The organism is Paenibacillus sp. SAFN-117 (assembly GCF_051966115.1).
GTDB classification, from domain to species: Bacteria; Bacillota; Bacilli; order Paenibacillales; family NBRC-103111; genus Paenibacillus_L; species Paenibacillus_L residui.
The window spans coordinates 31,171-43,085 of sequence record NZ_JBQCLK010000019.1 but is presented as its reverse complement, the minus strand read 5'-3'; the positions used below and the strand labels follow the sequence as shown (position 1 = coordinate 43,085).

Annotated in this window: 10 protein-coding genes and 1 pseudogene; 3 read left to right on the top strand and 8 right to left on the bottom strand. The window is 50.3% G+C overall.

From position 1 onward, the window contains the following. Positions 1 to 5 precede the first annotated feature (5 nt). From ACTHRH_RS13830 to nikC, 3 genes are read right to left on the bottom strand one after another with little or no spacing between them, the layout of a single operon-like run. A complete protein-coding gene (locus ACTHRH_RS13830) occupies positions 6 to 983 on the bottom strand; it encodes an ABC transporter ATP-binding protein (RefSeq protein WP_379287871.1) in 978 nt (325 codons plus the stop codon). Positions 984 to 1,014: 31 nt separating this feature from the next. Next, entirely contained in the window at positions 1,015 to 1,938 is a 924-nt protein-coding gene (locus tag ACTHRH_RS13825; protein ID WP_144936152.1) for an ABC transporter permease, read from the bottom strand. 37 nt (positions 1,939 to 1,975) lie between these two features. Next, positions 1,976 to 2,869, bottom strand: a complete 894-nt coding sequence (gene nikC, locus ACTHRH_RS13820) for a nickel transporter permease (RefSeq protein ID WP_144936154.1) — start codon at positions 2,867 to 2,869, stop codon at positions 1,976 to 1,978. A gap of 132 nt (positions 2,870 to 3,001) precedes the next feature. Here nikC and ACTHRH_RS13815 point away from each other — a divergent pair, with 132 nt between their 5' ends. Together ACTHRH_RS13815 and ACTHRH_RS13810 are read left to right on the top strand one after the other, a co-directional pair. After that, a complete protein-coding gene (locus ACTHRH_RS13815; protein ID WP_379287888.1) occupies positions 3,002 to 4,675 on the top strand; it encodes a glutathione ABC transporter substrate-binding protein in 1,674 nt (557 codons plus the stop codon). Between the two features lie 166 nt (positions 4,676 to 4,841). Beyond that, positions 4,842 to 5,636, top strand: a complete 795-nt coding sequence (locus ACTHRH_RS13810; RefSeq protein ID WP_440416048.1) for a class I SAM-dependent methyltransferase — start codon at positions 4,842 to 4,844, stop codon at positions 5,634 to 5,636. 484 nt (positions 5,637 to 6,120) lie between these two features. Here the strand turns inward: ACTHRH_RS13810 and ACTHRH_RS13805 are convergent, their stop codons facing one another. From ACTHRH_RS13805 to ACTHRH_RS13795, 3 genes and pseudogenes are all read right to left on the bottom strand, one after another. After that, a complete protein-coding gene (locus tag ACTHRH_RS13805) occupies positions 6,121 to 7,563 on the bottom strand; it encodes an alpha/beta hydrolase family protein (RefSeq protein WP_440416046.1) in 1,443 nt (480 codons plus the stop codon). A 662-nt stretch (positions 7,564 to 8,225) separates the two neighbouring features. After that, on the bottom strand, positions 8,226 to 8,456 hold the full coding sequence (locus ACTHRH_RS13800; protein ID WP_440416044.1) for a hypothetical protein: 231 nt from the start codon (positions 8,454 to 8,456) through the stop codon (positions 8,226 to 8,228). Positions 8,457 to 8,658: 202 nt separating this feature from the next. Beyond that, positions 8,659 to 8,767: pseudogene (locus tag ACTHRH_RS13795) on the bottom strand (HIT family hydrolase); the annotation flags it as partial. Between the two features lie 307 nt (positions 8,768 to 9,074). On the opposite strand from ACTHRH_RS13795, the gene ACTHRH_RS13790 reads away from it, so the two are divergent. Beyond that, positions 9,075 to 9,470 carry an SRPBCC family protein gene (locus ACTHRH_RS13790; protein ID WP_379287879.1) on the top strand — a complete coding sequence of 132 codons (396 nt, stop codon included), beginning with the start codon at positions 9,075 to 9,077 and terminating at the stop codon, positions 9,468 to 9,470. A 342-nt stretch (positions 9,471 to 9,812) separates the two neighbouring features. Here ACTHRH_RS13790 and ACTHRH_RS13785 read toward each other — a convergent pair whose 3' ends face one another. Then, positions 9,813 to 10,391, bottom strand: coding sequence for a Uma2 family endonuclease (locus ACTHRH_RS13785; RefSeq protein ID WP_440416042.1), 579 nt, complete (start codon positions 10,389 to 10,391; stop codon positions 9,813 to 9,815). A 230-nt stretch (positions 10,392 to 10,621) separates the two neighbouring features. Next, positions 10,622 to 11,848: an RtcB family protein gene (locus tag ACTHRH_RS13780; RefSeq protein ID WP_379287881.1), complete on the bottom strand. Its 1,227-nt coding sequence runs from the start codon at positions 11,846 to 11,848 to the stop codon at positions 10,622 to 10,624. Positions 11,849 to 11,915 lie beyond the last annotated feature (67 nt).

Here is an 11,915-nt window from a genome sequence, read left to right as displayed (position 1 = left end):
TCTCCCTAATGCTCGGTATATATCCAGCAGCGTACCTTATGGTTGCCCCCTACCTCGTTCAGCTCCGGCTGAGCTTCGCGGCACCGCTCCTGCGCATAGGGACAGCGCGGCGCAAACCGGCATCCGGCCAGCGGTTCATAGGGGCTTGGGACGGAGCCGGCAATCGGCACAAGCTCCTGCTGCTCGACGTCATGGCGGGGCAGCGAATTCATCAGTCCTACCGTATACGGGTGCTTCGGCTCCCGGAACAGCGTAACCACATCCGTATATTCCACGATCTGTCCGCAATACATGACGGCAACATCGTCACATGTCTCCGCCACGACGCCGAGATCATGGGTAATGAATAGCACCGACATGTGCAGTCTGCGCTGCAGATCCCGGATCAGATCCAGAATTTGCGCCTGGATCGTTACGTCCAGCGCTGTTGTCGGTTCATCGGCGATGAGCAGATCGGGATTGCAGGCCAGCGCTATCGCAATCATTACCCGCTGCCGCATGCCTCCGGATAACTGGAAAGGGTACTGCTTCACTCTCTTCTCGGGAGAAGGGATTCCGACGAGGCGCAGCATCTCGACCGCTTTGTCCATCGCCTGACGCTTCCCCAGCTGCTCATGAATCCGGTATACCTCCGAGATCTGCTGGCCGACGGTAAAGACGGGATTCAGCGACGTCATCGGCTCCTGAAAGATCATCGATATTTGATTCCCCCGGATGTGGCGCATCTGCCTGCCGGTTTTGTCCAGCAAATTATCCCCGTTGTATTTGATTTCACCGCCGATAATGCGGCCGGGATGGGAAATCAGGCGCAAAATCGACAGCGACAAAATGCTTTTCCCCGAGCCTGACTCGCCGACAATGCCCAACACTTTGCCTTTATCGATAGTAAGGCTGACGCCGTCCACCGCTTTGACCTCACCGTGTTCCGTGAAAAAGGAAGTTCGCAGGTTGTTGATTTCCAGCAGCGGCTGCTTCGTGTTCATCCTTCCTCGCTCCTCTCTCGGAAGTATCGGATTAATCCAAATCAATTCGTTTATTAAAATATTTGTAGGAGATGTCCACTAACAAATTTACAAGCACGAAAGTTAAAGAGATGATCAGGATGGTAGCCTGAACCACTGGAAAATCCCGCGCCCGGATCGAATCGATGACATAGCGGCCGATTCCGTTGACGGCGAAGACGGTTTCCGTCAGCACCGCTCCGCCCAGCAAGCCGCCGAACTCAAGGCCGATGACCGTAATGACGGGGATCATCGCATTTTTCAGAGCGTGCCGGTATATAACAGCGCGCTCTCGCACCCCCTTCGCGAGGGCTGTGCGAATATAATCCTGATTCAGCACCTCCAGCATGCTGGAACGGGTCATGCGGGCAATAATCGCTGCGCCGCCGGTGCCCAGCGTAATGACCGGAAGCACGGTCTGTCCCCAGGTTCCCCAGCCGGAAGGACGGAACCAGCCTAGATCGACGGCGAAGTATTGAATCAGCATCAGTCCGAGCCAAAAATTCGGCATCGATACCCCAAACAAGGCAACGAGCATGACGCCGATATCGGAGGGAGAATTTTTGTAAACGGCGGAAATAATGCCTGCAGTCAATCCGAGGAAAACAGCCAGTATCGTACTGTACAAGGCAAGCTCCACCGTAATCCAGAAGCGGCTCTTGAAAATTTCCTCAGCGATAGGACGGCTGCTGCGAATAGAGACTCCGAGATCCCCCTGGATCAGCTTGCCGGCGTAATTCCAATACTGCACGTGCAGCGGATCGTTCAGGCCGAGGCTCTCCCGAATCTGCTCCACCTTCTCCTTGGGAGCGCCTTCTCCGACAATGACTTGAGCGGCATCTCCGGGAATGAGATGCATGAGGAGGAAGACGATAATCGTTACCCCGATAATGACGGGGACAGTTTGAATCAGTCTCCGGATAATATATATGAACATGGCGCCGGCTCCTTTGCAAGTGAATTGATGACTCCGGTCACTTCTTCATTTTCGGGTCGAGCACGTCCCGCAGTCCGTCGCCCAACAGATTGAACGCAAGGACCACAAAGACGATGGACAGTCCGGGGAAGAGGGCAACATGAGGATGCTCCACAATGTATTCGCGCCCATCGTTCAGCATTGCCCCCCATTCCGGCGTCGGCGGCTGCGCCCCAAGCCCGAGGAAGGACAGCCCGCTGGCAGTCAGAATCGCAATCGCGATGCGGAGAGTGGCCTGGACGATGATGGGAGAAGTAATATTCGGCAAGATATGCTTGAAAATAATGCGGCTGTCGCTCGAACCAAGAGCCCGCATGGCATCGATGTATTCCAGCTTGCGAACCGCCAGCGTCGATCCCCGCACGATCCGGGCGAAGGTCGGAATCGAGAAGATGCTGACCGCAATGATGACATTGAACAGACTCTTTCCGAGAGCGCTTACAATCGCCAGAGCCAACAGCAGACCGGGGAACGCCAGCAGAATATCGCAGATGCGCATGATGATAGAATCCCATATTCCCCCATAATAACCGGAGAGGACACCGAGAACGATTCCGAAGACTGCACCGAGGAGGGCTGCGATGAAGCCGATCGTCAGGGTGATCCGCGTTCCATGGATAATCCTCGTGAAGATATCCCTGCCGTTATGGTCCGTTCCGAACCAATGGTCTGCGGACGGCTTCAACAGCTTGGAGGAATAGTCGACGATGGTCGGATCATGCTGGGTAAGGTAAGGACCGAAGATAGCAACGAGAATGATAAAAAGAAGAAAGTAACCTCCCCACAGCGCCGCTGTGTTTTGCCGTAATTGTCTGTACAACCTCCCCCATCCGCGTGCCGGAGTCCGGCTGCGTCCTGGTGCGTTATCCGCTGCTCCTGCCCCGTTTCGCATGTGGAATTCATCCTTTCTACAAATAATTATCCGCCCGTTTAAGTAGAATCCTAGAATAAATTGGAATTACTCAAATATATGTTAAGTACGAAAAAAATATTTATCTTTTGATCGAGAGGGGTGTGTTAAGTGTTGATTCACAGAACAAGGTTAAAATGGTTCGTTCCGCTTATGCTCGCGATGATCCTGCTGCTTATACCGGCATGCAGCGAAAGCAGCGGTACGACCGAGGAGAAGCCTCCGGAGGAAAACAAAGGAAGCACAAGCTCTCCAAGTCCAAGCCCAAGTCCCGGGAATGAGGACAAGAGCAAGGATCCGCCAAGTGGCGGCGGCGGTACCGGGGATCTCATTGTGGCCTGGCTATCCGAACCTCCTACTTTAGACCCTCATATGTCGACCGATCAGCAAACCAGCATTGCGTCCTCCCATATTTATGACACGCTGGTTAAGCATGACAAGGATCTGAACATCCAACCGAGACTGGCCGAGAGCTGGAAGATGGTGGATGACGTAACCTGGGAGTTCAAGCTTCGCCAAGGCGTGAAATTTACAGACGGATCGGCCTTCAATGCCGAGGTGGCGAAGGCTAATCTGGACCGGCTGCTGGACCCCAAGACGGCTTCCCCGAGGGCTTCATTGGTAAATATGATCAAGGAAATTACCGTCGTTGACGAATACACGCTGCAACTCGTTACCGACTATCCCTATTCTCCCCTGCTAGCCCACCTGGCCCACCCCGGAGTAGGGATCGTCAGCGCCGAAGCCATCAAGAAAGACTACGAGAAAGTGAACGCCGGCGAGAAGGCCGGAGCCTGGCTGTCCCAGAATCCGGCAGGAACGGGGACTTTCAAGCTGGACTCCTGGGAACCCGGGCAGGAATTGAAGCTGGTCAAGAATGATGACCACTGGGGGAATAAAGCGAAGATAGACAGTATAACCTTCAAAGTGGTCAGCGAGAACGGCACGCGCATAGCGGAGCTGGAGACGGGATACGCGCATATTATTGAGCCTGTATCACCGAGCAGCATCGCCCGAGTGGAAGGACTGGATGGCGCTTATCTGAACCGTCAAGCATCGCTCAGCCTGTCATATATTGGCTTTAATACGGAGAAGGAGCCGTTCAATGACGTTCGCGTGCGCCAGGCTCTATCCATGGCTATTAACAAGGATGAAGTGATCTCCGGCATTTACGAAGGAACGGGAATTCCCGCGGTCGGACCGCTAGCCCCGGATGTGTTCGGCTATGACCCGTCTGTCAAACCGATAGAGTATAACTTGGATAAAGCCAAGGAGCTAATGAAGGAAGCGGGATACGAGAACGGTTTCTCTACCACGATCTGGACGAATGACAATCAGGAACGGATTAAAGTTGCGGAATATGTGCAGGCGAAGCTGAAAGAGCTGAATGTGGATGTGAAGATCGAAGTGATGGAATGGGGCGCTTATTTGTCCCAGACGGCCGAAGGAAAGCATGATATGTTCGTGCTCGGCTGGTCTACGGTGACGGCCGACGCCGATTACGGATTGTACCTCGTATTCCATTCCGCTAATGCGGGCGAGCCAGGGAACCGGACCTTCACGAAGGATGCGGAGCTCGACAAGCTGCTGGATGAAGGACGCAAGGAGAACGATCCGGAGAAACGCAAAGCAATTTATAAGCGAGTACAGGAGAAGCTCGTCGAATTGGCTCCTATGCTGTACATTCACCATCAGGAATATTTGGACGGGGTAAGCAAGAAGGTGAAGGGCTACTGGAGACATCCGAGCGGCATTATGCAATTCCATGACGTGTCGATAGAGCCGTAGAATAGATGCAGGCGAAAGCCCCAGTACTTTAGTTCTAAAGTGCAGGGGCTTTTTTATTGCCATTTATAGATATAAATTGAATTTCAAGAAGGATTTTCCGGAAAAAGACAGAATACTTATGATCGCGCAAAAATGATCGCTGTGTCGATCTGAGGAGAGTGTTACGATGAAAAATTACGGTCATGAGTTATTTAAAGGAACCGCATCTTATTATTCTGCGTACCGCCCGCTTTACCCGTCTGAACTGGTGCGGTGGATCGTGAACCGATTTTCTCTCGATGGCCAAGGCAATATGCTTGATTTGGGGTGCGGAACCGGTCAACTCATGATGCGCTTCTCCGATTGGTTCGAGAGGCTGGTTGGCGTAGACAGTGAGCAAGAAATGATTGACGAAGCCTTGAGGAGAAGTGAGGAAGCGAGGATCGATAACATCAAGTGGATTACGGCCGATGCGGAAAGCTACTTGCAGAATACTAACGAAATCTTTCGGGTAGTCACGATCGCCAAAGCGTTTCATTGGATGGATAGAAAAGCGGTGCTCGACGATTTATATAACAAAATCCAACTAGATGGCGGAGTCGCCATTATTGATCATTATGCCCCGCATAAAGAGCCGCTGCCATGGCAAGCTGAGCTCCAGAAGATCATCAAATTATGGTATGGAGAAGAAAGAAGAGCGGGAAACACGACATACTCCCACCCACAAATTAGTCACGAGGAGATCGTTGCGCAATCTCGATTTGAATTAGAAGTTCATCGTCTGCCAACGTATGAACAGCAGTGGACGATCCAGTCCATCATTGGCAACCTGTATTCCACTTCCTACGGTTCCAGGCGTTTCCTTGGCGACCGGGCTGCTTCTTTCGAACAGGAACTGGAAAAAGCTCTATTACGCATAGACAACAGCGGAATCTTCACAGAAGAAATAGACCTGTCCATTATTTTAGCGATGAAACGTTAGCGAACGTTAAGGTGTTGATTTCCCTGCGGAATTTGGAGCCTGGTTGAAGAAACATTTCTGTTCCCGACATCGTCTCAACAGCAAGCAAGGAGGGACAAGCGTCCCTCCTCTATCGTATTCCTCTATTCAAATTTTGAGTCCCTAAACTTCCATATAATTCGAGAGGGCCTTGTTAAACCCGTCTCCACGCTTATTTAACAAGGTGAGATTGATTGCCAGGGAGCGCTTATTGGGCCGGTAAATTCTAAATAAATTTGCAGAGACGGTTACCCGTACGCCTACCCCTACCCGGTTCTTGTATACTTCATTCCGGGTTCCGACAACCTCGTTCCAGGGTACGAATTCTTCGATAAAAACAAAAGATCTTATCCCAATTCCATCCGGAGAAATTTGCACAATCGGCCTTGGGTCAAAAGTCAAAATGGCACACGCCAAACCGCCTACAACGGCTACAATTAAAAAGCCATAAAAGACAAAATAAGCCTTAAGGATGTGCGGTAAAATTGGCCTCCTTATACTTGGCCGCAACGCTATCCAACGTTTCTCGCGCTCCTTCAAGCTTCTTGACATAAAGGTCAAAGAAAGCAAGCGAAAAATCGTTGATCATCCGGTGAACGCTCCTTGGATCCTCTCCTTTATTCTTCAGCAACGGGGAAAATAAGTGAAAATCCGTGAAGCTCATATGCGAAGTATTCGGAATAACAATAGAAAAACCGCCGCCGGACAACGCCCGTTCCCGGCGCCTGACGGTCTCCTGCCACGACTGTTCAAGATCTTCTCTCGATCTTCCCGTTGTCTCGGCCGCGACCTCGGCCATTTTGTCGTAGAGTTCCTTGTCCACGCTCTGTTCTGCACTCATGATGAAAAGCGGCTTGCCGACACCCGATTCCGGCGCGACATCGCCGTACAGCGTGCCGTCCATGTTAATTGCCGCCTTGATTCGCTCATCCTCCATCAGCGTTTGAACTGCCGTAGCTCCTCCATAGGAATGACCGAACATACCGATTCGCACCAAATCCATCCGACCTGCAAACCGATCGTCTTCCGTATCCAGCCGCTCCAGCATATCCAGCACAAATCGGATGTCGCCCTTCCATAGCTCAATATGCTCATCAAGCCTCGTGAAGCCGGAAAGATTGGCGAACCGGATCAGAGCCGCACGTCCATCCGGAAACACAGTAGCCGCCGCGTCATAAGTATGATCAATACCGATCACGATATATCCATGGCTGGCCAGTTCTTCCACTTCGAACGTGTTTTGATTCCGGAAACCGGTCAGGCCATGCGAAAAGAGCAGTACCGGGAATCTTTCCTCCCCGGCGGCAAGCTTCCCCTCTTCGTGGGAGTGAGTAACCACATTCTCCAGATGGCTGAAGACAAAACCAGGCAAAGAGAATGTTTGTCCCAGCCCCGCGGCTACCTCTTTGGGATATCGGGTATAGGGGGAACGCTTGCCTTCCGCTTGCCCGGCCGGGTACCACACCTGCACCATCAGTTCACGCCGGTCTTCAGGATTGTCGCTGTACGGCTCACTGCGGTTCTCGTCCACCCAATGATAGACGGTGGTACCGACCGCATAAGGTCCGTTAGGCGAAACAAATGAAAAGACGGGCATCAGCAGCGGCAATGCAATCGAGACGCCGGCAAAAACGAACAACGCCAGGCTTTGCACTGCCATGACAAGCCTCCTTCGGGTGCTGCTTCGCCTGGCTCGCCCGGAGAAGCAGCACCCGAGCGCTAGCAGGGCTGCAATGTAAATCGGAACCATCTGCCAGCGCCAACCGCCGGTCGATATGTGCAGCAGAGTAACCGCGATGGCCCCCGCCGCCGCCATGGCCGCATTGGCCCGAGAAACATTCCGATCCCATACCAACCAGAACAATACTCCAAAATTGACCGCAGCAGCGAGCCAATCCCATATGGTCAAGAAAGATTCCCCCCGTGGATATGAATAAAGCTTGGTGCGCTGCCTGCAACCTTAGCAACCGTCATTGCCGGCCGCCCTTTGCGTACCTCAAACCATTTCCATATCATGTTTATTTTGGAAAAATTTTATAAAAATTTAATGGCTCAAAACCATAATCAGTGCTTGAAAGAAATCCGTGGCTCCATAATAACTATATAACGGGCATAGGATTGGGTTGAACATATTGGTTTTGATGTTGGGCCATCCGATCATGCGCTGCTCTTTATGAAGCAGGATGTGGCGGGGTAACATTTCACTCCAACGTGTGCGGCGGAGTATGGGGTAAACAAAATGCATTTTGTTACGAAACCTGGAAACGTTATTCGGGCAAAACGGCTCTTTTCCATTTTCTTACGAAACTCCATATCGCTATTGACCAAAAAAGAAGGCTATGGAGCAGGATTTCGCCCAAATAACGATTGTGAGTTTCGTTATATTTGAAACGGCATCATTTTTAAATCAATAACGTTACCCAGATTCGTTAGCGAGATTGAAACCGGATGGGAGCCGGGCAGATGACCAGTTAGTTATTCCGCAGGTAGAAAATCAAGCACTGATTTTGAGATTGAGCCAATTTCATTTATTACGAAATATCACCTGACCACGGTTGCAAGTCCTTTTCATCAACCAGACTTCCAAATCCGCGCGGCTTCATCCGCAAGCCCCATTTTAATCATTTCTTCCGTAACTACGGAGCACAACGGCTCGTCATCCCATAAAATATAATTTAGCTGAATATCCCTAAACAATGCAAGCTTCGAGGCTTTAGGCGCGGTATCCAGGAAATCTCTCAGACTATCCAAATCAGGGGCTGTGTTCTTATCAATCGGGAATGGCACATGGTTCAGCAGCATTGACTTTGGGTCCTTTTTGGCATCTTCTATTCTTCATTAACTCAATGGTCTAATAAGTAAAATTCCAATTCAAGTATCAACCATAACAGGGAAGGAAGTCTCTCAAATTCTGTCGGCGATAGCAATTCTTCGGCTCCATATTCCTGTAGCCATAACGTGCGGAAAGTCGGCCAACGGTGTCTTTCGAAGTTAATGTAAACGAAAAAGTTGGGCGTGTATGATGATAAGCCAAGCACATTTTCCGTCTCGTAAACTTTATTCACAGATGTCTTTCCACTTAATACCTCATCACAATAAAAATCTTCTGACATTCTATTCCCTCCTATACATGGGACGACTGTCAGGGCGACGCAATTTCATGACTATATCTCCGCGATGTTCGAGCAGCCTCGAAGTTTTCAAGGCGTTTTAAACGGTGTTGACACGACACCAAATGGTGTCATATACTAAAAAGGGCACTGAATGGTGTCCAATTAGGAAGCATTCATCGATCAACCAATGCGAGTTCCAATCACATTGTTGTTGCAAGGGGGTTGTGGACGAGGAGAGGCCTTTGCGGAATAGGATTGACACGAATTAAGTAACGCTTGATCCAACGAATATGGAGGAGGAAAAACAATGAGTTTGACGTTGTCCTTGGATTTCGAGTACAAAACTTCGATCGAGAAGCTGTGGTCCGCCTTGACCGATTCAGACAAGCTGGCTCAATGGATCTTGTCGAATGATTTCAAACCCATCGTCGGGCATCAGTTTCAGTTCCGCTCCGAGCCGAACGAATGGTGGAACGGAATTATCGACTGCGAAGTGCTTATCGTGGACGAACCCAACCGGTTGTCCTACACTTGGGCCAGCGGAGACGAGCAGAATACCGTGACCTGGACACTGCAAGATTTAGGCAACGGAATGGTGAAGCTTCATTTCGAACAAACCGGGATCTCCAATAAGCAGGCTTTGGGAGGCGCCAGAGGCGGCTGGATCGGAATGCACGACGAGCTCAAAAAATTGGTGGAGTAATTACATACATTGGAGGAACAAGGCCTGCCGACACGATTCGGCGGCCTTTTTTGTGTGAGCTTGGCAGCGAAACTGAAAAAAAAGAAGATGCCGCAAGGTCATTTTTTTGAAGTTAATAACCAAGTATGAAAATATAAGCGGCATATCTGCAGTTTGTATTAGCCCGTATGAATGGCAGTACCGGTACGCTCCGCCTGAGCTCACAGCCCGTCTACGATCGTCTGCCAGCCACCGTGTGGGTAATTTTAATTTTCAAACACAGCCATGATGGCTTACCCCACAGCATTTGAAAAAAGGGTTAATAAAAATAAAAGGACGTAAGTTACGCCCTTTATTGTTAATTTATTGCCGATCATTCTCCGGAAAGATCGAGGCAAGATCTATGGTCAAACAAGGAATCGTTGGAGACTGGAGTTGATCCTCTTCTGTTAAGGTTGCCACAAGCCGATAGCCTTCTCCTTCGGTTAGCACGAATTGATCTACCGTCCGATAGGTTGGGTCGGCAAGCCAATATTCTTTGACGCCGTGTTTCTCATATAAGTCTTTCTTGATCGTCTTGTCTCTTCGTCCCGTACTGCTGGATAAAATTTCGACAAGCAAATCAGGCACACCGAACACGAAACCATCGCGGATAATTCCAAGGTTGGCGTTGGCTATATAAATGACGTCTGGCTGTACAATATTCTCCTCGTCGAAATGGACATCCATCGGAGCGAGCAATATTTCCCCCTCCTCTTTGCATGCCCCGTGGAATGCAAGATAAAAATTCGTCAATATCTTCTGGTGTACATATTTGGGGGAGGATAAAAAATCATACCGGATTCCGCCAATAATCTCGTAGCGCTCGGGCACATCGTAAATCCCCCGCTGTTCCTTCACTTTCGGTGTCTGTTTGGGATTAGATGGTTTGGATGAACTCATCAAACATCACTCCTCATCAGATCATAATAGTCGTACACCCGTTCTCATTATTATAACCTGTTACGGCCGTATTTGCATTATTTTATAATTCCGACCTCATTCTCGTTGAGCAATTATCCCAGGACCATTACAGGACCATTACGGGCCTTCTCACAAACCTCCGAACAGCACTTGGCATTCCGATATCCCTTTACAATTCAAATCTCTTTTTCACGTTGCCATATAATCCATCAATCCTTATAAGGATCAAATTCATCTGCTCCAGCCATACAGACACCGATCGGTCTCAGCACATGCAGGACCTCAATCGTTTCGGCATGCGCATCCAGCACCTCCTGAAGCTTCCGGTAAACAAACGGACTCTCGTCCGTGCCTGCGCCACGCAGTTCTACTCCGAACGCCCGAACGGCCTCCAGCATTTGCTGAGTAGTGATTTGACCCCCGCTTCGGGTGCGGGTTTTCCAGTTCATTTTGCCTGCGGCTTGGGTTCGGCTCATGATTCGCCCGGCTCCGTGAACGGTGCTGTAATAAGCCTCCCGGTTCTCTTCACTGTCCTTTCCTTTCACGATAACGGAAATATCCCCCATGCTGCCGCCGATAAAACCAACCTGACCGGGTGCGGATGGCGTCGCCCCTTTGCGGACGACAACGACTTCCTGCCCATTATGCGTCTCTTTCCAGGCATAGTTGTGATGGTTATGCACTTCGAGGTCCACTTCCGTCCCCAGAATCGATAGAACTTCCCCAATCACATAATCCCGTCCGGCATAAGCATAACGTCCGGCCAGCTTCATCGCCCGATAGTACATATCTCCAAGCTCGCTGCTCAAATCAAGTAGTATTGGCGGCTGATCCATCTTCTCTCCGGGAGCGCTGGCTAGAAAATCTCTTCCGGCAGCCAAATTGATAAAACCGCTCGCCGTCTTATGCCCGAAGCCCCTGCTTCCGAAATGGTTGGCGATCCACACTCGGCCTGTTCCCACTTCTTCAAACAAGTCCACAAAATGATTGCCGCTGCCGACTGTGCCGAGCTGATCGCGGGCCAATGTTTTCAGCTTGTCGTGCTCCTGTTTGCCTATGGCTTTATAAATCGCCCAGTCCGGATCATCAAAAAGGTCATGATCCACCTTTTCATTATTGACACGCCCCATGCCGAAAGAGATTTTGCGCGCGATTTCATCCATAATTTTGGCCAGTCCGGGCTTCACATCGTCCACATATAAATGGGTTCGCACCGCTTTATTCCCGCAGGCAATATCATAACCGACGCCGGAAGGGGAAATTTGCCCATCATAGACGACGACCCCGCCGATCGGCTGACTGTATCCTTTGTGATGATCCGCCATCAGAAGAGTTTGAACCACATTGCCTGTTTGTGCGCACGTCTTCGCTTGAGCAAGCGCCCCATCATCGGGGCTTCCCCAGACACGCACGCCGTCTATATTTTGATAAGCCATTAGATTTTCACTCCTGTAGATTGATTGCATTTTCTTGTTGAATCTTAAACCTAACCAAATCGTACCA

Coding starts and splice junctions, on each gene's coding strand:
- ACTHRH_RS13830 (WP_379287871.1), bottom strand. CDS start 983: ATGAACACGAAGCAGCCGCTGCTGGAAATCAACAACCTGCGAACTTCC.
- ACTHRH_RS13825 (WP_144936152.1), bottom strand. CDS start 1,938: ATGTTCATATATATTATCCGGAGACTGATTCAAACTGTCCCCGTCATT.
- nikC (WP_144936154.1), bottom strand. CDS start 2,869: ATGCGAAACGGGGCAGGAGCAGCGGATAACGCACCAGGACGCAGCCGG.
- ACTHRH_RS13810 (WP_440416048.1), top strand. CDS start 4,842: ATGAAAAATTACGGTCATGAGTTATTTAAAGGAACCGCATCTTATTAT.
- ACTHRH_RS13800 (WP_440416044.1), bottom strand. CDS start 8,456: ATGCTGCTGAACCATGTGCCATTCCCGATTGATAAGAACACAGCCCCT.
- ACTHRH_RS13790 (WP_379287879.1), top strand. CDS start 9,075: ATGAGTTTGACGTTGTCCTTGGATTTCGAGTACAAAACTTCGATCGAG.
- ACTHRH_RS13785 (WP_440416042.1), bottom strand. CDS start 10,391: ATGAGTTCATCCAAACCATCTAATCCCAAACAGACACCGAAAGTGAAG.
- ACTHRH_RS13780 (WP_379287881.1), bottom strand. CDS start 11,848: ATGGCTTATCAAAATATAGACGGCGTGCGTGTCTGGGGAAGCCCCGAT.